We start from the raw sequence: 25,422 nt of genomic DNA, 5'->3' as shown, positions 1-25,422 counted from the left end.
CGACTTACATTACCCCTCAGATTGCTAATTAAATTAACGATGCTGCTTGGCTACTCCAGTGTTATATAACCCGAACTGCCTTGTAATCTTTTTCCATTTTGAAAATGAAGGGTGGCATAAACAGAAATTATAGCCCCTGTACTACTTCGTGCATTTTTTCCAAACTTTATAGCGCTTCCAGAATCAGTAACAAGTGAATGACTGTTAGTGAGTTCGCCAACTTTAACCTCATCTAAAGGATAATTTTTCTCTGAACCTCCTTTATGCTCTTGAAATACTATTGATTTAAGAGCCCCATAACCAGGGTTCACATAATTTATTTCTATATTGTATCCAGGGCCGGAACGATCCCCTATCTGGTTGCCGTTAAATAGCCGAATTTCCGGTGGTGGTACTGCTTTAATCACATTGAGCGCCTTTGACTGAGCTTGCGCACCGGTATTCGGTATCCCACTGATTGAACGAGGGGTGACGTTAAAAGAAATTTCACACCCGACATCTGCATCTTGTAGGGTATAAGTCTTAGCTGTTGCTAGTGTTTTTTTACTACTGCTACGGGAACAAATCCACTCGAATTGGGTACCGCTGCTTGAGGTATCTTCAAGGTCTTTGGGGGTATCACTATCATGGTAGAGATAAGATCCAGTCAGCAATTGTCCTACTTCTGGTTTGCCATAAATTTTCACTGCGACGGCCTCAGGTGCCAGCCCTTGGGTGATGATAGGGGATGAAGTGAATGCTATGCCAGTTGCTGGTTCCGTGATTGCAGGATCGGTTTGCGGTGTGACCATGATGGTCAGTTTTTTCCCGTTGCCATCTCCGGGCACCAGTCGATAGCTATTTTCTGTGGCCTTTGGAATATCTTTACCATCCAGTTGCCACTGATAAAGTGATGTCACTGGCGTGTCATGATCCTCATCTGTTATCGTTGGAGTGGCCGTGACGGTATCATGGACGGCTGGTGTCATCTGATCAAATGTCACATCACTCACGACGGGTGCGTGCCCTATAACGGGAGCTGTTCTTGTATTAACCTCGCTCACAGAAGCGGACACACTTCCTCCGATGATCAGTCCTATTGCTAGTGTTACCAGACAAATAAGATGGTTGATTTTTGTCCTCTTAGCCATTTCATGAATATCCTCTTCTAGTGTCGTCGTTTGTGATAAAAATGACCGCAACGGGAGCAACCCGCCGCGGCTCATACTGATTATTTGTTAGAGACGATAACTTGAATTTTTCGTTTCTGGTCAGTACCCTTAACGGTGTACTCTTTCGTGGTTGCGCTCGGAATATTACTGTATAAGCCAGAACCCACTGCACTCTCAAGCTGCCACTGGTAAGTCAATTTGCTACTGTCACAAGTGCCATGACAGGTAACATCTGCTGTCAGCTTTTTACCAACCTCTGGTTTTCCTGAAGTGAGACCGGAGATGGTCACGGCTTTCACGACACTACTATTCACCGTTGTAATTCCGCTACCGTCCGGTAGCTTGGTTCCTTTAATATCTAGGTAGGTTTTCGCTCCCACAGGTTTGCTCTCTGCGGGATCGGTAGCATTTGGATCAGTGTGCGCAATTGCTTTGACTGTGATAGTTTTCCCCAGCAACTTATTTGTCAGTGTTAGCTTGTCACTGGTCTCGCTTGGAATCGTTGTTCCGTCTGCAAGCCACTCATAGCTAATGGTGACTTTATCGCCATCTGCATCGTCGAACGCAAAGCCTGAAGCCTCCAAAGTGTCATTTTCTCCTAACACATTGTCACCGTTTTTGTCATTGGCTTTGATTTGCCCATCTGTTTTCAGAACTGGCGCATGACCGATAACCGATTTTGTCGCGGGGGAGGTCACCGAGACAGGGGGAGTCGTGGAGGCTGCGAGTACAGGCGTACTGACAGCCATGCTCAGAACTGCACCCGTTATCAGGAGAGCGAGTTTGCCTTTGCCTGCTATTAGGTTTGGTTGCTGATTTTTGTTCATCTGATTGTTACCTCATATTTTTAAATGCCCGATGGGCGTATTTATTGTGCCGTTACTCGCAGTCTGCGCTTTTGCATCTCTGTCGTGACGGTATACGTAATGGCTGTCGCGCCACTTATAGGCTGATACTGTCCTGACCCTTGAGTTGTCTCTACTTCCCACTGCCACGCGGTTGGCAAAATACAGTTATCTTGGCAGTCTGGGGTGGCAGTCAGGACATCACCAACCACAGGATGCCCTGTCATGGCGGTACCGTTTCGAAATATCTGTATCCCCACGGGGGCTGCCATCACTTCTACTGTCGTCGACGCGATACTGATACCATCTACCTGTGGGGTCAGGGTAAGTGTGCCGGGAAGCTTTCCAGCTGTTATGGTGGTGGTGTAAACACCGGGAGCCGTTTCTTTCAATGCTGCCAACTTAATACCACTTTGCGAAGGCGACAGGGATGGCCCATCTTTCTGTGTTTTGAAGGTAAATGGCAACTGAATAGAGGAAGCCAGCCCCGTTACCGGTGCGTTTTGTTCATCTCGCATCGTCAGAGTCAATATTTCGGATTGAGCGATATTCAGTGAATCTGACCCCACTGTTAGACGTGAGTAGCGGTTAGAAAGCCCAGCGTCCACAATGACCGTGACATAGACCGGTTTTGACGCATTTCCCTTTCCATCCCATGCGCTGGCACTCAGGGTATAGGTATTCGTTGACCCCGCTTGCCAAGCTGGTAGGCGTATCTGCCAAGCAGTCAGACTTTTGCCAGCAGACTGCACTTTCCCGCCTTTGGATGAGAATGCACTAAGCATTCCCCACTCCACGCGTTCAGCGCCGTATTTTGCGTTCAGAATGGCGTTGACTAACTGCTGGCTAGCGCCACGGCCGCGGATGACCTGTGGCAGTATCAGACTGATAAGTTCCTGTTTACGGTATTCGAGCACGATGTTGTTATTACGCTCTACCAGTGCCATACGGTTGCCTGAGAGCGTGCGTAGATTCGCTACTGCGGCAGATGACACTTGATCTTTCCAAGGCACGCCTAATGAATAGGTCAGTTTTGCTTGCAGCTGAAGTTCATCGCTCCCGTTTCCTTTACGCCAGTCAGCGCCGAGGGTGACCAATGGGAAAGGGGTATAGTTCACTCCCACCGTGATCGCTTTTGGAGTCTGACTACGCGTATCCTTATCTTTCAGCGCCACTTCATCCCCGAAATATTGTTCATATTTCAGTTTGCCGCCAAGCTGTGGATAAGACGGTAACCAGCCACTGGCGGTCATATCAAACCCATTGGCTGGTCGTTCATCATAGTCGTCAAAATCCCGTGACTGATGCCAGTTGCTGAGTCGTAGATAACCATTAGCAGAGAAACGTAGGTAATCGGACGACAACTCCCCCCCGATACCGGCTCGACGGTTATTACCGGTAATATCGATGTCATAAAAGGTGTTTACACCATACATCCATTGGTCATTGAATCGACGAACTCCACCCCCTAAGTTTAGCGTGGTGCGCTCATCAAGGTTTCGCCCACCGAACTGGGTGAAGACGAGCCAATCCGGGTTTTGATACAGGGGGAGCAGCATGTCAGCAGATAGGGTACTCTGTGACAGTTTGTCTCCCGGCTGCACACCAATCTGTGCAGTGCCATACTGATTCAGCCAGTTTTCTACGGTTGATGAGGCTTTGGTAACGGCCATATTTTTGGCTTGTCTGGAAAGATACTCGTTAGGACTTTGTGTGTTCATAGACTCAAAAAAGTCGGGAGCAGTACGAGACAACCAGTTCTGTATTTCATGATCTTGTTGGTCAGCCTGCTCTTTTGTTGTCGTTTTTTTGTTAGCGGCCTTTATTGCGTGTGTGCTTGGAACATCAATTTCATCTCCTGCCGATAGCTGTTCAAAAGCGCGGGGAAACTGACGCATTTGATTCAGGGTTTTCAGTTCCTCCACGGTCAGATCATACTGATGAGCCACGCTGTAAACGGTCTCTCCTGCTCGCAAATAGTAAGGTTTCACTTCCACCTCACCCACAAAGTCCGTCGCAAATACTGTCGCTGCGGGCATGATGGAGACGGACAGTAAAACGGGAAGTAATAAGTGCCTCTGAGATGATTTGATACTGTGATGGTTAATACCAAAAATCATTGATCTATTCCTTTTATTCCTTCCTTTAGGAAGGTATTTCCATTGCTGATAGCTGGGTAATAAATGCTAATTACCTTACTTAGAGAGATCAGTTATTAGGTTATTTCAACAATAACGATAGCTGAACGCTCCAGAGTGCTAAACACCAATAATAAAGTGCGATAGGCAGATATTGAGTTGTGTATCTATAATTGATTGCTATATAAGTCTGTGCTTTATTTGGTTTGTGGATATTAAAACCTGACTCAATATTGCTGTCTCGTTTTGACGTGTAATGTATATATTCAGGCTAATAATGAGAACGTACTTGTTTGGATTAAATAGGAAGTCAGAAACGGTGGGATGAATTAAGGAAGGGGAATGTATTATCAATTAAGATCACTTTTTTATACTCGTCATATTCCAAGCCGCGTATTATTAGCTATGTTCATTTGCACTAATCAATTCACAACCTCTTAGCCAATGTGTCTTTAGGTGATTGACGTTTTCTTCTATTAATTCAAAATCACGTCGCGATATGTTGAATTCGTTTTCTGTCAGGAATATTGAACCTTAAAATAATAGGGACTCATTCAGAAACGGTAAGAACGCTTATCGTCAGCACCTTCAACAAGTGACATATTCCTATTTAAGTGGGTCTTGATGAAGCGGTATGTGATTTTGGGCTAAGTCGGTATAGCTGACGGGATGGATACAAATAAGGGGGAATGTTAGACGCATTCCCCCTTAGTTTAGGGTTGTAGAGTAAACTAACTAATCTTCTTTTGCGGGGTCTTTCTCAGCAGAACGCTCTTCTGGCTGGCTGACGCTTTCGATAGTTAAACGTATTTCTGGCGACATTAAACGTGAAATAACAGAATACAGTTTTTTCGCGTTGGCCGTAAAAATGTCGTTTTCATCGTTATCGATATAGCCTTCTTCTCGGAGTGTTTCCACTAAAGTTGAAAAGACAGCTTTGTCAAAGAACTCCGGTGCATTAATGCCATGCAGCACAGAAAGTCGCTGAGCAAGCATGCGGCTTTCTTTCTCTAAGGTATTACGGCTAATTTCAGGGCTCACATTGAGTAGAGAAAGCGTAATCGCATAGCGTTGTAATGTCTCGCGGACACCTGCGGCAAGTAGCTGCAACGGTCGAATACGACGAGGATTGAGTACCACGACGCCGTCTTCTTTCACGCATACCAACTGTTGATGGTTGAGTTCATCAATTAAAGTATCAACGACCTCTATCAAAGATTCGTTATTAAAGCGCATAAATAGTTCTGCTTTGAGGAACGGGTAAATTTGCCCAACCTGATAGTGGATATCTTGGCGACTGATGCGCTCATGGTGTAGCACAATACTTGATATCAGTGATGGTAAGACCAAAAGGTGATGGATATTATTGCGATAATAGGTCATTAAAACAGCATTTTCACGAGGCAGAATAATAATATCCCCCATGCTATCTTTTTCGACTTCAAATTTATCCATCTGCAAAGCATGTTCTAACAATTGCTCGGCGGTTTTATTGGGTGTCGTTGTATCCGCAGTATAAGGAACATTACGTAATAATTGCAGGTAACATTCGACTTGCTCAATCAGTTGTTCACGCGTTAGAGAGCGTTGACGTGAAGCCAGTAGTGCCGTTGAACAAAGGTTAATCGCATTGGCAGCCGCTGCGTTATTGATATTCACCATAATATTATCGGCCAAACCACTCACAACAGGGTTTAACCAACTTGGTCTTTGAGGCTCAATAGGATCGATAGAATCACGCCAATGAGGCACATGTTTCGTTAAATACTGTGTTAACGAAATCGGCTGGCCAAAATTAACGTAGCCTTGACCTAAATTACGTAATTTACGCAGGCCTCGTACCATCGAAAAGAAGCCTTCCTTCTCCTTTTCAGCACCTCGTAGCTCTTTTGCATAGGTCCCCACCTCCATGACATGTTCATAACCAATATAAATCGGTACGATAGTAATAGGGCGAGAGTCACCACGTAGCATGGCCTGTAGTGTCATCGACAGTGTGCCTGTTTTGGGTTGCAACAAGCGACCTGTGCGAGAGCGTCCACCTTCAACAAAGTATTCAATGGAATAACCCCGTGCAAACAGCTCACTGAGATATTCACGAAATACGGTCGAATAAAGTTTGTTTCCTTTAAACGTACGGCGTATAAAGAAAGCGCCTAAATGGCGGAAAATTGGACCTGCTGGCCAAAAGTTTAAGTTGATACCTGCCGCGATATGAGGGGGGACCAACCCTTGATGATACAGAACATAAGAAAGCAATAAGTAATCCATATGACTACGATGTGATGGCACATACACAATTTCATGGCCATCTTGCGCTAACTGACGAACGCGTTCCGCATGCTGAACATTGATCCCTTGATATAAACGGTTCCAAGTCCAGCCTAATACTCTATCCGTCAAGCGTATTGCTTCATAAGAGAAGTTAGCCGCAATTTCTTCCATCATATTGACGGCATTTTGCTGTGCTTTCTTCAGTGGAATTTTTTTACTACGTGCTTCATCTTCAACCGCTTTTTCAATCGCTTTTGAGGTTAATAGCTTATTGAAAAGATCTTGGCGGGCAGGCAGTTTCGGACCAACCGCCGCGAGGCGTTGACGTGAATAATGGATACGGGCAACACGTGCTAGTTTATTCGCAATAATCGTATCGGTACCATGCTCTTGCGCCATCACTCCCATGGATACGGTTGGCGAAAAACGGACAAAACTATCTCGCCCAAGCCAAATCACGGCAAAGAATTTTTGGATACCGTTGAGTAAGCGTAAGGGGGGAGCCGGTGTATGGCCTTCTCGTCCAGGTGCACGACCAAACATCACGGATGCAGGTAGCATTTGAATATCGAGATTCGGATTACTACGATGCAAGTCTAGGTATGCATGGAATATTCTTACTGACTCTTTACGTGGGTTTGGTGAGTAGTAGCGAAAGACTCTCGGACCATCATCAATGAAGACATAGGCCGGTAATTTAGTGCCATTAATGTCATTATCGACCAACGGGTCAGGTAGACCGATCGATAAGCATTGGTGACGTAATGTTAAAAGGTCAGACTTGGAATGATAAGGCAACACGTATAACGTGGGCCGGCTGGTGTCCAATTCCAGTTCTGATATCGGGTCTGTTGGAACGAGTTTACTCTTTACCAGTAATTTAAGTGGTAAATTCAACGTGTTGTAATATATTTTACGCCATAGTGACATAAATGATTATAGCCTCTTGTTAACAATGCTTCGCAAGCATACCAGAAATCAACTGGCAAATGATTAACTTTGACCGCAAAAAATGATTATTGTTTGTAATTTTGAGGAATAAATATGGCGAACCAAACTAAGGGATTGACTCGTGTAATAAAGGCTGCGGGGTATTCCCTTAAAGGATTAAAGGCGGCTTGGATTAATGAAGCGGCCTTTCGGCAGGAATCTGTTGCGGCATTGATTGCCGTCATTATCGCGCTGTGGTTGGATGTGAGTTATATCGATCGATTATTGTTGATCAGTTCTGTTGTGCTGGTGGCGATTGTTGAATTACTGAATAGTGCAATTGAAGCGGTGGTTGATCGCGTGGGCAGTGAATATCATGAATTGTCTGGTCGAGCTAAAGATATCGGTTCTGCCGCGGTGTTTGTGACCATTGGACTCGCGTTGGTTATTTGGGCAACCGTTTTATGGCAACACTATTTTGCTGGCTAATGTCGAAATTGTCGCAAATCGATAAATCCTTGATGAGCTTTCAACAAATATGGCACTTCAGTGATTTAAGTGTTTCAAAACTTCATTTACCTGTATATACTCACAGTCTGACTGTATAAACAAACAGGGGAACGAGATGAAAGCACTGACGGCTAGACAACAGCAGGTTTATGATCTGGTGCGCGATCACATTTCTCAGACGGGTATGCCACCTACACGCGCTGAAATAGCAGCAAGCCTTGGTTTTCGTTCGCCTAATGCGGCAGAAGAGCACCTTAAAGCCTTGGCACGTAAAGGGGTCATTGAGATTGTTTCAGGGGCTTCTCGTGGTATCCGTTTACTACTTGAAGAAGAAAATGATGCTGAAGTTCAGGGGCTTCCTTTGATTGGACGTGTTGCTGCTGGCGAACCTCTATTGGCTCAAGAGCACATTGAAAGTCATTATCAAGTGGATCCTGCTCTATTTAAGCCCCATGCTGATTTTTTATTACGTGTTAATGGTATGTCAATGAAGGACATTGGGATTATGGATGGCGACCTTTTAGCTGTGCATAAAACACAAGATGTCCGCAATGGGCAAGTGGTTGTCGCACGTATTGAAGATGAAGTGACTGTGAAACGCTTTAAGCAGCAAGGTAACCGTGTTGAGTTAATCGCTGAAAATGCAGAATTTGCTCCGATTATTGTTGATCTGCGTCAGCAGAATTTTACAATTGAAGGGCTAGCGGTTGGCGTGATCCGTAATGGTGATTGGTGCTAATGTTAGCGCCATAAAATACCCTCAAAAATATTGCTGGCAGATTTACTATGTATCTATTTTAGGAGTCTGCCTGCGATACCTTTCTTTTACTCATTAGTGAGTTTATCTGTGCACCCGACTTATTAAGAGACATAAAATAAAATATTACGCTCTACTATAGTGTGTTTTGTCTATTTTATTGTCTTAGTGATTACTTTTTCTTTGTCTTAATAGGTTGTTCATGGTCATGATGACAATGCTCATGGTCTTTACAGCTAGCTAACTCACTGCATACTCGGCATAAACCATGGTTCTCAACGACGGTATGACGGAGTTGAAATTGATTTTGATTAGCTAAATCTAAAATAGCAGCTTCTATGGTTCCGCAATCACTTTCTGCTACGCCACCGCAATGATCACAAATCAACATGACTGAGATATGGCTAGGATTGTCAAAGTGATGGCAGATAACATAGCTATTTGTCGATTCGATTTTATGAATAAAGCTCTGTTCCATTAAAAATTCAAGCGCACGATAGACTGTTGGTGGCTTGGCTTGAGGCTCGACTTCACGCAGCAAATCGAGCAGGTCATAAGCACTTATTGCACCGTGTTGTTGCGCTATTAGCCGTAGAACGGTTTCCCGCTGAGGCGTTAGCCTAACACCTCTTGATTGGCAAATTCTTTCGGCCATCACTAGCAGCTTATCCTCACTCATTATTTTCATGGTCGTTGACCCCACAGCAAAAATCCCAATGATAGTGAAGACAAGTTTACCATAACTTTATGATACATAGAGACTGAAATGAGAATGAATAAAAAGTGAGGCTTAGAAAAAAGCGTATTAGGAAAAAATCACAACCATTTAATATTCAAATAAATAAATCACATCTCACAATATACGTTAATATTGTATTTTAAGCATGTTACTAAAAGTGAGTGAAATAGGGTTATAAATGGCACCATTATACTCTGGTGCAATAAGTAATTTATTATCACGATAAAAACAAAACCAATACAAAATAATAACAAGTGAAGTGTAACTTTAAATTTAAAAAGTAACCTTCAGTAACACATTTCAATTGGGAGTTTTCTTATCTGCATTATTCAATATAGGTTTTTATTTTAATTTTTATTGATTTTTTATTTTTTAATTCTAATTTATTAGGTTTTAATACTGATTTTGGTTGTTTTTTTCTAGTGATACGTATTTCTTTATAATAAGGCGGCTTTCTCTTTAGAAAAAATTATTAAATTTTTATAAATATAAACTTACATTTTTATATATATTTTTCTAATTATTACTACTTTTAGGAGTTGGCGCTGCCTTTTTTAAGGGGTTGGAACTGAAAATAAGAAAATAACAGCATAATTGACTGGTTGCTCATCTTATTTTGTTTAGTTTTGACAAAAAATATCGTTTGTGTAGGATTGTCTATAGAAAATATGGGTGACCAAAATACGAGTAATCCAGTTTTGAGTTCTGTTTTGTTCTGTTTGAGTTTTGTGGAATATATATTGATTACTTACTTCAACGTTGAAAAAGGTTGGAGAAAAAAGGATTTTACCTCATTAAATATTCCATATTTAAAGTGATGAATTGAATATTTCAATTTTTTTCTTTTTATAAAAATAAATTAAATGGATTAATTTATTTATTTTAAAAAAATCTCTTCCTAAAAGGTACTAGTGGAATAAGGAAAATCTGACTAATGCTAATTCTAATCGAAAATGCGCTTATGGGTTCATTTTTTTGGAATTAATTAGGATAGAGAGTGCTACTTCCTACATATCTAAAGGAAATCTTTATGAAATTTAATAAATTAGCGGTAAGTTTGGCATTAGGTTTAACTATGGGTGTTTCTATGACTGCGATGGCAGATGATCCTGCTCCAGTTGAAAGCTCACAAGGTAAAATTCAATTCACTGGTTTCATCAATGATGTACCTTGTTCAATTGATGATGATAACCTGAATCAAACTGTTCGTTTTGGTGAAATCGCATTACACGAATTAACATCTGGTAAGTTCCGTTCAGATAGCCGTCCATTTGATATCGTGCTGAAAAATTGCTCAACTGAAACGTACAAAAACGCAAAAATCACCTTTACGGGTGGAACAATTTCTGGTTTCACAGGCTTTACCGGTGAATTACTTGGTTTAGGTAAAGTACAGAACGCGGGTATTGTTATCACTGATGGTGGAAGCAAAATCGTTGAATTCGGTAAACCATTCCCAGGTACTGGTAATGGCTATGACCTAAATAACGGTGATGGTTCAGAAACAACTCTGCATTTCGAAGCTTATGTGAAAGGTAACGAAGATCCTAATAACAAAGCAACAACAGGTCGTTTTGATACTGTTGCTAACTTCAAAATTATTTATCAATAAAATTTAATGTGTCCAACATATGGCGTATTTGCGCCATATGTTGATGACCTTATTTTATTTATTTTTATTAGTGGGTTAGTTAAATGAAAAGCATGAGATTAAATGTAATAACTAAAATAATGCTTTTGATGCTAATTCCAACGATAGTTTGGTCTGAAGAGGCTATCGACTTTAATACGGATTTTCTAGATGGTGAGGGAACTGAAAATATAGATTTCAGTAAGTTTTCTCATGCCAATTATGTTCCCCCTGGTGATTATTCTTTAGATTTTGAAGTTAATAACACGAAAATAATTGCTGAACAGCCAGTCATTTTTTTTAATCCTAATTATGATAAGAAAGTCTCTTTGGCTTGTATTACGCCAGAAATATATCCACTGCTAGGGTTGAAAGAGGAGTGGGAAAATAAAATTCAATGGCTGAAAGATGGGCAATGTTTAGATATTCGTAGCATCCCTGAAATGAGTTTTCAGGGGGATTTAGCTAAAAACACGTTAAAAATTAAAATACCGCAAGCATATATGGAGTACCAAGATGCAAGCTGGGATCCCCCTACTCGCTGGGATGATGGTATTTTAGGCGCTTTTCTTGACTATAACGCAACGGGTCGTTTGGTCAAAGAGCAAAAAGGCAATGGGAAGGGAACGCAAACAGGTATCACTGCAACAGGGACTATGGGCGCCAATATCGGACCATGGCGTTTCAGAGCAGATTGGCAATCACAAAACGGAGAGCTCAATAAACGTAGCCAATCATGGGCTTGGAACCAACTCTATGCTTACCGTGCAATTCGTTCACTCAGTGCTCGTTTAACTCTCGGTGAACAATATCTATCCTCAACCTTGTTTGATAGTTTTCGCTATCTCGGGGTGAGTTTAGAAACGGATGAATCAATGTTCCCGCCTCGCTTACAGGGTTATGCACCTGAAATAGCAGGGGTAGCAAAAACTAACGCCACCGTTATCGTTAAACAAGATGGCCGTATTATTTATCAAACAGAAGTGAGTCCTGGGCCATTCCGTATCCAAGACGTTAACTCGTTTGGTGGCGGTACCATGGATGTGACTATTCAAGAGCAGGATGGAAGTGTCACGAGCTATAAAGTGGAAACATCAAAACTGGGGACTTTGACTCGCCCAGGACAACTTATTTATCAATTCGTCTTGGGAAAACCGACCAAAGACGAACATAATACGCAAGGCCCTGAGTTTAGTTTAGGCTCGTTATCTTGGGGGGCGACAAATAATACAACAATTTATGGTGGCTTATTAGCTTCTTCAGAATATCAAAACGTAGCGATTGGTTTTGGTCGTGACTTTGCGCCGTTTGGTGTGTTATCGGGTAACATCAATATCTCTCGGGCGCAAATGGGCAATATTGATAATAATCGTACGTTAAGTGGTAACTCTTATAACATTACCTATTCCAAACAGTTCGATGAAATTAATAGCCAAATTACGTTTGCTGGTTACCGCTTTTCTGAAAGAAACTATATGAGCATGCCTCAGTTTATTGATCGTCGTTATAACGGCGATACGATAGATAGCGGTAAAGAGCTGTATACCATTATTTTTGGTACAGCGCTTCCTGACTACAACACGAACCTGTATTTAAACTATTCACACCAAACTTATTGGAACCGTCCTTCATCGAATCAATATAACATGACGGTATCTAATTATTTCGATATTGGTAAGATGAAAAACGTCAGTTTAAGTTTGACTGCTTATCGAACTAAAAGTCGTGAAACGACTGATGATGGTGTGTACGTTAACTTAAATATTCCATTAGAAAATAACGATTCGAGTATCAGTTATTCTGGCTCTTATTCCAGAGGTACGCACAGTAATAATGTTAACTACTTTAGTCGAATTGATAACAGGCAAAGTTATAACATTTCCGCGGGAACATGGGATAAAGATAAGCTCACCACTTCAGGTATGTATACTTACGAGGGGGATGCGGCGCAATTAAATGCGAGTGGTACTTATATTCAAGATGAACAAAGTGCACTATCTATGCAAATTAAGGGAGGGATGACAATCACTCCTGAAGGTGGAGCATTGCATAGAAACAACTCAGTAAGTGGTGGTTCACGTATTTTAATTGATACCAATGGGATTGAAGGTGTTCCAATACATAATTCTGTTACGCCGGTAAGAACAAATAAATACGGTAAAGCCGTTATTACCAGTGTGATGGATTATAACCGTAACAACCTAAAAATTGATTTAGATAAATTGCCTGATAATGCAGAAGCGGTGCAGTCAACTCAGTATGCAACATTAACGGAAGGCGCAATTGGTTACCGAAAATTTAATGTGATAGAAGGTCAAAAAATATTAGCGACCATTACATTAGCTGATAATAGTTACCCTCCTTTTGGGGCATCGGTAACCAACAAATCCAATAAGGAAGTTGGGATTGTATCTGATAAAGGGTTTGTATACTTAGCAGGTATTAATCCTCTTGAGTCACTTGACGTTCTTTGGGGAGACGATACTCGCTGCCATATTCAATTACCCGAAAAAATAGATGGAACCATGGCAAATGTTATGTTGTTGCCATGTAAATAATGAAAAATAGATTTTACGGTCAATGGTGAAAATATGTATTTATCAAAAATTATACCGATATTAACTGCAATAAGTGCGTCATTATTTGTACAATCTGCTTATTCAGCAATTGCATTGGATAGAACTCGTGTTATCTATAATGAGGGAGAAAAATCTGTCAGCATTGTTTTAACAAATGAAAATAAAAATAACCCTTATTTAGCACAAGCATGGATTGAGAATGAAAAAGACGAGAAGGTGAATTCTCCTTTCATTGTGACACCTCCTGTACATCGTATTGAAGCCGATGCGAAAAGTCAGATTAAAGTACAATCGGTACCCGCTATTTCACAGTTGCCCCAAGACCGTGAAAGTGTCTATTACTTGAACGTTAGAGAAATTCCTCCTCGTAGCGATAAACCTAATGTTTTGCAAATTGCCTTACAAACAAAAATTAAACTTTTTTATCGTCCGAAAGACATTGTTAAAAAAGAAAGAATGGAAATTATTCCTCAAGAGAATGAGATAAAAATTGTTAAGCAAGGCCAAAACTATGTAGTGAAAAACCCTTCTCCATTCTTTATGTCTATTACCCGATTGAAAAAAGGGACTAGCGACGTTGATAAATTTGAACCGATTATGGTTCCCCCTAAGGGAGAAATGGCATTAGGCAGTAGCGCTGGCGATATTGGGATGTCCCCGACCCTGGTTTATCTTAATGACTTTGGTGGCACCGTTGATTTGAAATTTACTTGTAATGCTAGTCAATGCTCTGTGGTACCTAGAAAATAAGGTTATAACATGATGATGTCTATTAAATATTTTACACGGTTATTACTGCTAGGGCTTATTTTCCATACGCCTTATACCTTAGGTTTTTCAGGGTATTTATTTGTGGAAGTGAGAGGTGAAGTTTTAGCAAAACCCTGTTCAATTAATAATGGACGCGCCATTGAGGTTGACTTTGGTGATGTTATGACGACACGTATCGAAGGCGACCTCTATAAGCAACCTTTAGAGTATGAAGTGAGTTGTGTTGGTGGTGGAAAGCCGAATTTAACGTTGTTTGTTGATGGTACCCCTTCCACTTTTGACCAACGTTCTTTAAAGACAGATGTTGATGGTTTAGCGGTGCTGTTTAAAGCGGGTACGGAAGACTTACCTATTAAGAAAAAACGCCCTTTTAATTTAGATACTCCGCCTAAATTATTTGCTGTTTTGGTAAAACAAAGTGGTGTCAATTTGCCTGCACGTAAATTTACAGCCAATGCAACGCTTAAAGTTGAATACCAATAAGGGCGAAATATATGCAAAAGGTAAAAGAATTAGTGTATGCCGTGCTCTGCCTATTCATTGTGTCTCATCATGCGACCGCAAAAAATGGCGAAGCAGATATACGCATTAAAGGTAACTTGATCACACCTCCACCCTGCAAGATTGATAACGGTAAAGAAATCGAAGTTGATTTTGGTAATGTGCCCGTTAAGTCGATTCAAGGAAAAGAGCAAAAACGACAGGTTAATTACCAAATTGAGTGTGGTGAAAACAAAAATAACTGGGCAATGTACTTAACGCTTAATGGCGTGAAAAGTAAGTTCGATATTAATGGATTAAATACTGGTATTGATAATTTAGCAGTGAAATTTCAATTAGCAGATCAAGAATTGGAACTCGGTAAAAAATATTTAATTAATCCTAGCTCACCAGGAGTATTGTGGGCGGTGTTAATTCGTAATGGAAACAATGAACTTGCTACAGGTAACTTTATTGCTAATGGTTCATTAGTTGTGGAGTATCAGTAATGTTGAAAAAATGGCTAGCTTATACCTGTATTATCTTCATGAGTAGTTGGTCCGCATTTTCTCTGGCGAATGATCTTAAAGTAAAAGGCACTTTAGTGAATGCTCCTTGTACTATCGCCCCTGAAGATAAGAATGTTGAAATTAATTTTGGTGATATCAGGCTATTAGATATCTATGAGCGTGGTTTTGAGTTCTCCAAGAAAGAGTTAATACTGGTTATTTCTGAATGTGATTTAAGTATTGCGCAAAAATTAAAAGTTAAATTTATTGGTACTCCACATCACCAGTTAGCAGGTTTTTTATCACTTGATGGTAGTGATACAAATCCTGGCTTAGGTATTGGCTTTGAGACGATTGATGGGAAACCTGTATTGCTTAATGAAAATACTGATTTAATACTAATTGAGAAAAATGGCCGCAATGAGTTGAAATTCAATACCTTTTTAAAGGCAAGCCAAGACGCCATCAACAATAAATCAATTAAACCTGGTCGTTTTTCGGCCGCTGCAACATTTTTAATACAATACGAATAGGCAGATAAACCATTTTACATCCTAAGTCATGCCTTATTTTTATCACTAACTTGTTTTATGGGAAGAGAGTTATGTTCAAGATAATTGCTAATTTTGGAGTCGGGCTATTACTAGCACTTTCTTCTTCAGCAATGGTTTATGCATCAACTTATTTTTCGTATGTAGAAGAGGTTGAAAGTCATAGTAAAACCGAAAATACCTACCATTATGTGATTGAAAATTGGAAGGTAAGTTCTCCTTATGAACCAAATCCGTGCAAAACGATATTAGGTAGCAGTGCGAGAGGGTGTTATTTCTCGATTAACCACTTACATGCAGCCCCTTCAAAAGGGGGAACGGCGAGTCGTATTGACTGGTCTTGCTCAATAAATTTTATTAATTATACCTCGATGGCCGAAATTATTAGGGATGCCCAATCTCAATGTGGTTTAGCATTTCCAAAAAGCGGTAAAACTCGCCATAGTGGGCCCATAACAACAGAAGAGTGTGTCGGTATATTTGTTGCGACAACAGACAAAAAAGGCGGAGCAACGATGCTACCTGGTGGTGTCTGTGGGATTGTACCGCCACCAGCAGGAAAATGCGCATTTAAATATATCAATAATCAACAGTTAGTCTTAGATCACGGGGCATTAAATCCGGATGAGCTGAATGGTAATCAAAAAAATAGTTGGTTTTCGGTAATGTGCAACAAAGATATGGCCATTAAAATTATGTCTAACATGGACGGCGACTACGTTAATTTACGTCCCGATGGTTCATTAAAATCGCATATTACCTTAAATGGCTCACCAGCATCAGCTGGAGTGGTTTATAACATGCAAGCCAATATGGAAACGCCTGTCTTTACTGAGTCAACATTAATCACTCATGGCGAAGTCAAACCGGGCAAATTCAGCGGGCGCATTACATTAGTTATGGTTGTACCATAATCATCTGTGGCTATTGTCTATTTCCCTATTATTGAAATGCTTCAATTTAGTATTCTCTAAGCGTTCACGAAACATTCTCTGAGGGAAATGATTGAAATGTTAGCGTGTTTGGTTTTGGTTATCATCTTGTAGCCAAAACCAAGCTGCTTTTCTTATTTAGCTTAATGAGTTTGAACAATCGGTATTTAAAATTGACAGCGAAATATGCGATTAACTCGTTCCATAAAGTTATTTTATGGTGATGTATTGAGTTTGACATCATTCATTGATTGCTTTACAACAACCGAGTAAAGCAACAACGACCCATGCATAACCCTTACCTACATGAGTTTGTTTCAGTCATCTTTAGCTTATTTTTATGATTGCGCATACGAATTTTTTCTCATCTTGTTATTTTCCTCTGCGACTCTTCTCATCTTTTACATCATTTATTTCTGTACCATCACCATACATTGTTCTTCAATTCCCCCACTGTTGTCATCCTTTTAACAATCTATATCTTCGACTGCGTGCCTGAATCCGTTAGTTTTAAAATAGTAACGGGTATGAGCTTTCGTAAAACCACATTTTTATCACCCATTCTGTCATTTGAGAGGGTGAAAATATCATTATCGCTGTTTCATTTTAGCTCGTGCTCTAATACGAGAAAAAACACTTGTATTCGCTTAAGTGCAAAGTATTCATTGGGTATTAGGCTTTATACATGGCCATTTATATCGCGATAGCAAGTTAATAACATGGAATATAATAAAATATGAATATTTGGTGATTAAGCGTTATTCCTTACCACGTGTTGTTTTTCTGACGCGTATATTGAGAATTTGAAAATCGAAAGAGTGTGAATAAAATAAGTTTTGTGGTGTGAATGCTAATTAACTTATTGATTTCTTATTAAGAAAGTTAAATCCCCCTCTGTCATGCCTAATCTGATATGCCACAACTTATGCTATAAAAAATAAACAAATGTTATGTTTTAGGTTAAATGTTAATTAAGAGTTTTCTGACCTAAATTTTTCCGTATAGTTTTATATTCTAAAATCCAAGTGTTTCTGTCGTCTTAAATTCTTTTATTAGCCTGCATTTTGGTTTTTTTTAATGGGAATGTCGTTGTATATAGTTTTATTTATAATGAAATAACTTTAAATAAATTGACATAGATCAAAATATTTATAAATTTTTTTATTCTATAAATGTAAATTACTCTAATTATTTTTTCGGCAAAAAATATTTTTTCACTTTGGCTAGTTTATAATCTTGCTTTGTTTTCATGTTTTGGATTTAAATTTTGTTTGTAATCCTTTTTATGTGTTTTTTTGACAAAGAATATTGATTGGGTAATATTGAAATCAGTCGGGAGGATATTCGAAATATCTCCCTCATATATAAAATGGTTATTATATTGCTGCGCTGGTCTATAAAACTAGGAAAGAAGATTCTAGGAAGGAAGACGAATACTATAGATTCTAGTGTATTTACATATAAAAGATATTCCTAATATAAGAGATCTTTCCATTATTGGGATTTATCTGTACAAAAAAAGTGGTTAATGAATTAACTAATTATGTTTGCTAGAAGTTCGATATGCTATTCATGTATAGAAATAGTACTTTTAGCTATCTCAATTTTAGATAAACCTTATCGGTTTATTGATATAACCCTTTAAAAGGTAAAGTGTATAAATATTATCATTACTTAATACGTATATTTACAAGTGCACATAAAGGAAAATGTTAGTGTCTTTTTTTATAATCAGATTGTTTTAGTATTAGTAATTTGATTTTCAAAAAAGGGATTAAAAGGATTTTTTACCCTAAAACGTTAGCTTTTAGGCTAACGAACGTTTATTCAAATTTATATTCAGCATTATTAGGAAAGGATCTACAAGGATGTAATGAATTTAAATTTGAACATTGACAACAATGTGTCTTTCACTACTACATGATATAAATACAGAGGTATTTAAAATGTTATTCAACAAAAAATTAGCAGTTCTAGCAGTATTAGCAAGCTCAATGGTAGCTGGTTCTGCACTCGCAGCAGATGAAGTTGGTAAAAAAGGTACAACTGTAAACTTCAAAGCACAACTACGTGCAGCATCTTGTGATGTAGCTTCAACGACTGAAGGTTCAGTTATTGATTGGGGTGTTTTTACTGTTGACCAAACTTCAGGTAAACAAGTTAAAGATCAATTAGGTGCAACTAAAAACTTTGACCTAGTATTGACTAACTGTTCTAAAGCAGCTCAGACTGATGCTGATGTATTCGTACGTGCAGAAGGTAAAACTTCACTTCTATACCCAGAATATTTTGCTGATTTAGGTGCTAAATCATTAGCTGTTTCTTTAGAATCAGCTAATACTCCAATTGTTCCTAATGCTGATACAGCGCTGAAATTCTCTGGTGATGTAGCTGCTAATGGTTCTACTACTATTCCTGTTGCTGCAAAATTAATCCTGACTCAACTTAATGTTGCTCCAGATACATTGAACGTACCAGTAACTTTCACTGTTTCTTATAACTAATAAATAGTTAGCAATTAATTTGATAAGAGGCTTAGTCTTAAGCCTCTTCTTTACTAAAACTGGATATGAGTGTGATTCGATAATGCAAACATTAAAACTAACAAGTAATCGATTGAATTCTATTATGGCCTCAAAATTACATTTAATTTTACTTTTAATGTTTGTTTTAACGACTGTTGCAACACAAGTAGCGGCAGCGACTAATGGAACTGGTGGAGTAGGCTTAAACTCAACAAGATTAATCTATAATCAAGGTGAGCAGAGTATTTCAGTTAGTGCTAGGAATAATTCTAGTATTAATTATTTAGCTAAGTTTAATGTTATTAAATCAGCCAATATTAGCGATAAAAGTGCAACACCATTTAGCTTATCGCCTCCATTGGTGAAAATTGATAAGGGAACAAGCCAGGATATTAGAATTTATATGCAGCCGCATAGCTTACCTCAAGATAGAGAAACTGTGTTTTACTTTACGGCTACAATGATCCCATCAACAAACGGGCCAATCGAAGGGGCTGGTATTAATATTGGTTACAACACAATTATTAAATTATTTTACCGGCCTAAAAATTTGACAATATCTCCTGAAGATGCACGCAAGGGATTAATTGTAAAGTCGACGCCTTCAGGCGTAGTGGTAGAAAATAATTCACCTTACTATATCTCACTTAGTAAGTTGAATGTAGGTAAAACTAAGATTGAATTAAGCTTACAAAAAAATAATACAATGATAGCTCCGTTTAGTTCATTTAATTATTTAGTACCTGGAGCTAAAAGCGGTATTGCTACATGGGTTGCTATTAACGATTTAGGTGGCGAGGATAAATACAGTGGCAATATACGTTAAAAATTCAAAACTACGTCATTCGATTTTATTGGTTGCTGCATTTTTTTCTACAGTATCAGTGATACATGCAGAGACAAAATTTGAAGTTAAGGGAAATATTATAAAAGGGTCATGCGCTGTTTCTGCATCGTCAATGACAGTAGAATTTCCAATGGCTATTCAAACGAATTCAGTAAAATCTGAGTTAGATGATAAAACACATGTTCAACCATTTGAATTAAAATACACGTGTGATAGTTTTGATTTGTCAGGAAATGCTGGCGCGCCATACAATATGGTGATTAGTTTGGGAACAGGGACATCTGTTACTCAGAATAATAAAATTTACCCAACTAATAATGTCACTAATGGTGCCTTTGTTTTATATCACTGTGATGAGAGTAAACAAAACTGTCAGATAGTTGATATTAACAGCGGTGGACTTGTTCCGTTTACTGTAAAGGCAAATGGCGAAAGCTTACGTAATTTTGAAGTTGCAGTTGTTAAATTAGATGCTGCTAATTCATTAGTGCCGGGTCCTTTACTTTCAGCGGTTGATATTGTGCTAGAACAACCATAATAAAGGAAATTTAAGATGAATTTATTTAAATATAGTGGTTTTCTAACGTTAATAGCAAGTACGCTTTTTATTAATTATAGCGTAGCAGCCCCCACCAAAGGGTCTCAAACTTTTGAATTTAACTTAACGGTGCCTAAAAATACCTGCAATATTCAAGTCGTAGGTACATCTAATAACATCGTCGATTTTGGTAATGTTGCTTTAGCTAAATTGAAATCTGATTCTGCAAGTGGAAAACTAAAATTACCTTTTTCTATTAATTTATCTGATTGTAGAAGTACAAATTTCGATAAAAACTATATAACGATTGACGGGAATTTTGTGGCTGAGAATAACGGCTATCTAGACGATGCTGGAAGCAAAACTTTTGCTATCAGAATTTCTGAGAAAGAGAATGCAGTGCAATCTGATGATGTTTTTTCAATACAACAAAAAAAACAATTTGGGATAATATTTCAGAAAATAAAATGAGTAAGCAATATTATGCCTATTTAATGTGTAAGGACGGAATGAGTGATTGTTCGAATGACGCCAATATTGGTGCATTTAAAGCAACATTTACTTTAACCTATGTGTCAGATTAAGTGAGTATAGGATGTTACAGAAAATTATAGTAATAATCAGCATATTTTTTGTATCTCCATTATTTGCTGATGGTATTTCTTTAAATCAAAGCCGAGTTATTTTTTCTGCTCAAGATAATAGTCAGATCGTGCAACTGAAGAATGATACTGATGGTGCGTTGTTGGTACAGGCGACAGTATTAGGTCATGTATTCAATCTGGTGATTAATCTGTAATATAGGGTAATTTATCGGAGAATATTCATGGCTAAAGTCGATGTAAGGTGCCCATTTTGTCAACAAACTCCCTCAGTGAAAAAACATGGCCTAGGGAGTACAGGTCATCAACGTTATCGTTGTCAAGACTGCTGCCGAAGCTTCCAACTCGACTATGAATATCGTGCCTGCCAGCCCGGTACCAAAGATAAAATTATCGACCTAACGATGAATAATGCCGGTATTCGTGATACCGCTAGAGCCCTTCATATCAGCATTAATGCGGTTGTTCGCACTTTAAAAAACTCTCGCCGAAGCAGGTAACCTCTTTACCCCTTGATAATCTGCACATTGAACTCCTTTGCGAAGTCGATGAACAGTGGTCTTTTGTGGGTAATAAGAAGCAACAACGCTGGCTTTGGTATGCGTGGGAGCCCCGCCTAAAACGGATAATTGCTCATACGTTTGGTCGTCGAAACAAAAGGACTCTTCACCAGTTACTGGCTTTACTGTCTAGGTTTAATGTGGCTTTTTGGTGCACGGATAAGTTCAGTGCTTATGAGATATTGCCCAAGCAGAAACATGTGGTAAGTAAGTTTTATACGCAACGAATAGAAAGAGAGAATTTGAACCTGAGAAACCGCTTGAAGCGCCTTAACCGTAAGACGTTAGGTTACTCGAAGTCACCTGAAATGCATGACAAAATCATCGGTACATTCATTGAACGCGAATACTACCTATTATGATGATCTCTATATTGAATACACGACCCAGTATTAGATGCGGTAGATGGTAAGCAGATAGATAATTTTATCGTTGTTCCTCCATTATTTCGCTCTGAACCGAGAAGCGAATATTCAATGAGAGTCAGAAAAAATAATGTCTTACAGTTACCTAAAGATAAAGAATCCATATTCTTTTTAAAGATGAGAGCGATCCCCCCCGTCGATAAAAAAAATGAAAATGAATCTAATATGAGTGTCGTTTTCGTTACTGCAATAGTGATTAAAGTTTATTATCGACCTGAAGGGATTTCTGCTCCCAAAATATCTGATTATAGAAAAGTGGTCATCGAAAAAGCAAATAATAAATGGCAGTTAAATAACCCGACACCCTATTATATGACGATTGTTGATTTTTCTTTAAATGGGAAAAAGATACAGGAAAAAATAATGATACCACCTTTTAACACATATGTTTTAGATAGGTTTGTTGCTAATACTAATAGTGTTAAAGGCAGTTTGCGTTTTGTAACGGATTACGGCTCAATTACGGATAAATTTAATTTTTAATTGAATTCATGTTCACTATTTCGATTATTAAATTTATACGATTTCAAGCGATTACTAATGATATTGTAGAGATAAATTAAGGTTAGTGGAATGGAAAACAAAATATTTAAAATTAGCGTATTGTCTTCACTGATTATTTTCTCTCTATATTCATATGGTGATGACTACTTCGACCCTAATATGTTAGAGAGCCAGTTAGGGGTTGATGCATCTCAGATAGACCTCTCTCAATTTACTGCCACGAATAGTGTTCCTCCAGGAGAATACCATATCAACGTGCAGGTGAATAGAAATAGGCTAGGTGATAAAAAGATCAATTTTAAAGCTAACCATAAGGGCGTCATTGTTCCTGAATTAACCCCTGCAATATTGGAAGATTGGGGGGTTAATGTTAAAGCTATATCTTCAATGAGTTCATTAGCGCCAGACACACCAATCTTGGATCTTAAAGCTTATATCCCAGAGGCAAGTGTTGTTGCTAATATCCCTAACTTAGAGTTATTAGTGTCAATTCCTCAGATAGCAATGACGAATAAAGTCGAAGGATATATTGATCCAAGTTTGTTGGATAATGGTATCCCCGCGCTATTTATGAACTATTTTGCGAGTGGTAGTACTACTCGTAATTCATCAGGACACAGTGGAACGAAAAAAAATGAAAGTTATTTTCTAAGTTCACAGTTAAGATTAAATGCAGGGCCTTGGCGTCTACGTTCAAGTGTGAACCATTCTAAATCTTCAGGAAATAGCGGACAAACTCATTTTTCTAATACTTATTTGATGCGAGCAGTACATGCCATTCGCTCAACGATTTCTATTGGTGAGCTTTCATCGGGCGCTGACGTATTTGATCCTGTCCCACTCAAAGGGATGACAATTGCTTCTGATGAACAAATGCTGCCAAGCAGTATGAGAGGGTTTGCCCCAGAAGTGCGAGGGATCGCACAATCGAATGCTCAGGTAACCATTCGTCAGAATGGTCATATTGTATATCAAACGTATGTATCACCGGGTGCTTTCGTTATTAAAGATTTGTATGCAACGGGTAATGCAGGAGACTTGGATGTTACGGTCACTGAAGAAAATGGCACAGAGAAAGTCTTTACTGTGGCGTTCTCTTCACTCCCTGTGATGTTACGACCTGGTGGTTATAAATACGAAACCACGGTTGGTCGATATGACGGTGGCTATACTAAGCACTCAAGGCAATCTGATTTCTTTTTAGGTTCGTTTATCTATGGCTTGTCAAATAATAATACCCTTTATGGTGGGTTATTAATGGCAAAAAGCTATTTTTCTGCTGCTGCAGGGATGGGGATATCTCTGGGTTCATTCGGTGCTTTATCTGCGGATATTACGCATGCAACAGCAGGAATGGAAGGCGACTTAGGGACTCGCTCAGGTCAATCCTTCCGTATTCGTTACTCTAAAAGTATGACGAGCACCGGAACCTCGGTAGACTTAACAGCATTACGTTATTCGACCCGTTCTTACTTTAGTTTTGCGGATTTTAACAGCTATAACTATCAGCTTAAAGACAATGTGGCACCTTGGCTAAACCAGCGCCAGCGCAGTAGCTTTACGACCGCATTACGTCAATCTTTAGCTGAATACGGTAGTATTTATCTATCCGGCAGTATCTATGATTACTGGGAAACGAATCGTAAAGTTAAGCAACTTGCCATTGGTTACAACGGTTCGTTTAAGAAAATTAACTACTCGGTTAACTACACGATTGACCGTGTAAAAGATTCCCAAACATGGCCGGAAAATAGACAGATAACCATTAATGTTGATATTCCATTTAGTATTTTCTCGAATAGTGAAGTGGCTGAAAACATATACAGCACCTATTCATATCGGCAGGATAATGACGGTCGTATCAGCCAGCAAGTCGGGGTGAGTGGTGCTTTATTGGATGGTGAATTATCTTATGGGATTTCTCAAGGATATGGGAATAAAGGCGAAGGAAATACGGGCTCTATTTATACGGGTTATTCGGGATCGTTGGCATCATTCTCAGGTGGATACAGTTATTCACCGGGCAGTAAAACAATCAATGGGAGTATTAACGGAGGCGCTTTAATCCATAGCGGCGGTATCCTTTTAGGTCGTAGTATGGGTGACAGCGTGGCGATTATTGAAGCGCCTGGTGCAACAGGTGCTAAAACAAGTAACCAAAACTCAAAAATTAATGGTCAAGGCTATGCGTTGTACCCATATGTATCACCCTATAATGCAAATATCATCACTATGGACGTAAACTCTTTACCTGACGATGTGATGCTAAAAGAAACGACCAAGACAGTTTATCCGGCTGCCGGTGCGGTTGTAAAAGTGAAATTTGATACGCGACTAGGTTATCAAGCCCTCTTAAATTTAAGACTGGCGAATGGAAATGGCGTACCGTTTGGTGCAATCGCAACATTAGTTGAAGAAAATGCGACCGAAGATAATACCGGTATTGTTGGTGATAATAACCAGTTGTTTATGAGCGGATTACCGGATTCAGGGAAATTGAATATTAGTTGGGGAAGTAACCAAGACCAACGTTGTGTGGCTACATTCTCTGGGCTAGATAAGATTCCAGCGACGGCTTCTCAACCAATACGTACGATTATCGCTGACTGTCGTTAAGTTTATATT

General features: G+C 39.1%; 22 protein-coding genes. 17 read left to right on the top strand and 5 right to left on the bottom strand.

Going from position 1 to position 25,422, the window contains the following annotated elements; all coding sequences use genetic code 11:
- Positions 1-50: 50 nt before the first annotated feature.
- From O7C57_RS18220 to plsB, 4 genes are all read right to left on the bottom strand, one after another.
- A complete protein-coding gene (locus O7C57_RS18220) occupies positions 51-1,130 on the bottom strand; it encodes a hypothetical protein (protein ID WP_249999727.1) in 1,080 nt (359 codons plus the stop codon).
- An 80-nt stretch (positions 1,131-1,210) separates the two neighbouring features.
- Positions 1,211-1,978 carry a ZirU family protein gene (locus tag O7C57_RS18215; RefSeq protein ID WP_247047181.1) on the bottom strand — a complete coding sequence of 256 codons (768 nt, stop codon included), beginning with the start codon at positions 1,976-1,978 and terminating at the stop codon, positions 1,211-1,213.
- A gap of 41 nt (positions 1,979-2,019) precedes the next feature.
- Entirely contained in the window at positions 2,020-4,116 is a 2,097-nt protein-coding gene (locus tag O7C57_RS18210) for an inverse autotransporter beta domain-containing protein (protein ID WP_269723419.1), read from the bottom strand.
- A gap of 753 nt (positions 4,117-4,869) precedes the next feature.
- Positions 4,870-7,338, bottom strand: coding sequence for a glycerol-3-phosphate 1-O-acyltransferase PlsB (plsB, locus tag O7C57_RS18205; RefSeq protein WP_269723418.1), 2,469 nt, complete (start codon positions 7,336-7,338; stop codon positions 4,870-4,872).
- Between the two features lie 114 nt (positions 7,339-7,452).
- On the opposite strand from plsB, the gene O7C57_RS18200 reads away from it, so the two are divergent.
- Both O7C57_RS18200 and lexA read left to right on the top strand, forming a co-directional pair.
- Positions 7,453-7,827 carry a diacylglycerol kinase gene (locus O7C57_RS18200; RefSeq protein ID WP_154623871.1) on the top strand — a complete coding sequence of 125 codons (375 nt, stop codon included), beginning with the start codon at positions 7,453-7,455 and terminating at the stop codon, positions 7,825-7,827.
- Positions 7,828-7,963: 136 nt separating this feature from the next.
- Positions 7,964-8,587 carry a transcriptional repressor LexA gene (gene lexA, locus O7C57_RS18195; protein ID WP_154623870.1) on the top strand — a complete coding sequence of 208 codons (624 nt, stop codon included), beginning with the start codon at positions 7,964-7,966 and terminating at the stop codon, positions 8,585-8,587.
- 190 nt (positions 8,588-8,777) lie between these two features.
- Here lexA and zur read toward each other — a convergent pair whose 3' ends face one another.
- Positions 8,778-9,293: a zinc uptake transcriptional repressor Zur gene (gene zur, locus O7C57_RS18190; RefSeq protein ID WP_154623869.1), complete on the bottom strand. Its 516-nt coding sequence runs from the start codon at positions 9,291-9,293 to the stop codon at positions 8,778-8,780.
- Positions 9,294-10,374: 1,081 nt separating this feature from the next.
- Between zur and O7C57_RS18185 the strand changes: the two genes are divergently transcribed.
- The 15 genes from O7C57_RS18185 to O7C57_RS18115 all read left to right on the top strand — a co-directional run bounded on the left by O7C57_RS18185 (position 10,375) and on the right by O7C57_RS18115 (position 25,413).
- Positions 10,375-10,956, top strand: a complete 582-nt coding sequence (locus O7C57_RS18185; RefSeq protein WP_154623775.1) for a fimbrial protein — start codon at positions 10,375-10,377, stop codon at positions 10,954-10,956.
- Positions 10,957-11,039: 83 nt separating this feature from the next.
- The gene (locus O7C57_RS18180; RefSeq protein ID WP_269723417.1) at positions 11,040-13,532 is read left to right on the top strand and encodes a fimbria/pilus outer membrane usher protein; all 2,493 of its coding nucleotides are present in this window, start codon (positions 11,040-11,042) and stop codon (positions 13,530-13,532) included.
- Positions 13,533-13,565: 33 nt separating this feature from the next.
- On the top strand, positions 13,566-14,303 hold the full coding sequence (locus O7C57_RS18175; protein ID WP_269723416.1) for a fimbria/pilus periplasmic chaperone: 738 nt from the start codon (positions 13,566-13,568) through the stop codon (positions 14,301-14,303).
- A gap of 9 nt (positions 14,304-14,312) precedes the next feature.
- Entirely contained in the window at positions 14,313-14,807 is a 495-nt protein-coding gene (locus O7C57_RS18170) for a fimbrial protein (RefSeq protein ID WP_230085856.1), read from the top strand.
- 11 nt (positions 14,808-14,818) lie between these two features.
- Positions 14,819-15,313: a fimbrial protein gene (locus O7C57_RS18165; RefSeq protein WP_269723415.1), complete on the top strand. Its 495-nt coding sequence runs from the start codon at positions 14,819-14,821 to the stop codon at positions 15,311-15,313.
- Positions 15,313-15,846 (top strand): fimbrial protein, encoded by a 534-nt coding sequence (locus O7C57_RS18160; RefSeq protein ID WP_269723414.1) that lies wholly within the window; start codon positions 15,313-15,315, stop codon positions 15,844-15,846. Before O7C57_RS18165 ends, O7C57_RS18160 begins: the two co-directional genes overlap by 1 nt.
- 71 nt (positions 15,847-15,917) lie before the next feature.
- Entirely contained in the window at positions 15,918-16,778 is an 861-nt protein-coding gene (locus O7C57_RS18155; protein ID WP_154623780.1) for a hypothetical protein, read from the top strand.
- 1,964 nt (positions 16,779-18,742) lie between these two features.
- Positions 18,743-19,300, top strand: coding sequence for a fimbrial protein (locus tag O7C57_RS18150; protein ID WP_269723413.1), 558 nt, complete (start codon positions 18,743-18,745; stop codon positions 19,298-19,300).
- An 82-nt stretch (positions 19,301-19,382) separates the two neighbouring features.
- Positions 19,383-20,147 carry a fimbrial biogenesis chaperone gene (locus tag O7C57_RS18145; protein ID WP_154623082.1) on the top strand — a complete coding sequence of 255 codons (765 nt, stop codon included), beginning with the start codon at positions 19,383-19,385 and terminating at the stop codon, positions 20,145-20,147.
- Positions 20,131-20,706: a hypothetical protein gene (locus O7C57_RS18140; protein ID WP_269723412.1), complete on the top strand. Its 576-nt coding sequence runs from the start codon at positions 20,131-20,133 to the stop codon at positions 20,704-20,706. The genes O7C57_RS18145 and O7C57_RS18140 overlap by 17 nt, the downstream gene beginning before the upstream one ends.
- A gap of 15 nt (positions 20,707-20,721) precedes the next feature.
- A complete protein-coding gene (locus tag O7C57_RS18135) occupies positions 20,722-21,177 on the top strand; it encodes a fimbrial protein (RefSeq protein WP_269723411.1) in 456 nt (151 codons plus the stop codon).
- A gap of 124 nt (positions 21,178-21,301) precedes the next feature.
- Positions 21,302-21,505, top strand: coding sequence for a fimbria/pilus periplasmic chaperone (locus O7C57_RS18130; protein WP_269723410.1), 204 nt, complete (start codon positions 21,302-21,304; stop codon positions 21,503-21,505).
- A gap of 27 nt (positions 21,506-21,532) precedes the next feature.
- A protein-coding gene (locus tag O7C57_RS18125; RefSeq protein WP_269723143.1) for an IS1 family transposase occupies positions 21,533-22,230 on the top strand; the annotation gives its coding sequence in 2 pieces (ribosomal slippage) (positions 21,533-21,782 and positions 21,782-22,230; 699 coding nt in all).
- A gap of 15 nt (positions 22,231-22,245) precedes the next feature.
- A complete protein-coding gene (locus tag O7C57_RS18120; protein WP_336432824.1) occupies positions 22,246-22,776 on the top strand; it encodes a molecular chaperone in 531 nt (176 codons plus the stop codon).
- A 90-nt stretch (positions 22,777-22,866) separates the two neighbouring features.
- Positions 22,867-25,413 carry a fimbria/pilus outer membrane usher protein gene (locus O7C57_RS18115; protein ID WP_269723409.1) on the top strand — a complete coding sequence of 849 codons (2,547 nt, stop codon included), beginning with the start codon at positions 22,867-22,869 and terminating at the stop codon, positions 25,411-25,413.
- The last annotated feature ends 9 nt before the right edge of the window (positions 25,414-25,422 follow it).

This window comes from Providencia sp. 21OH12SH02B-Prov (assembly GCF_027362595.1).
In the GTDB taxonomy this organism is placed as follows: Bacteria; Pseudomonadota; Gammaproteobacteria; order Enterobacterales; family Enterobacteriaceae; genus Providencia; species Providencia zhejiangensis.
This window is presented reverse-complemented; position numbering and strand designations above follow the sequence as displayed.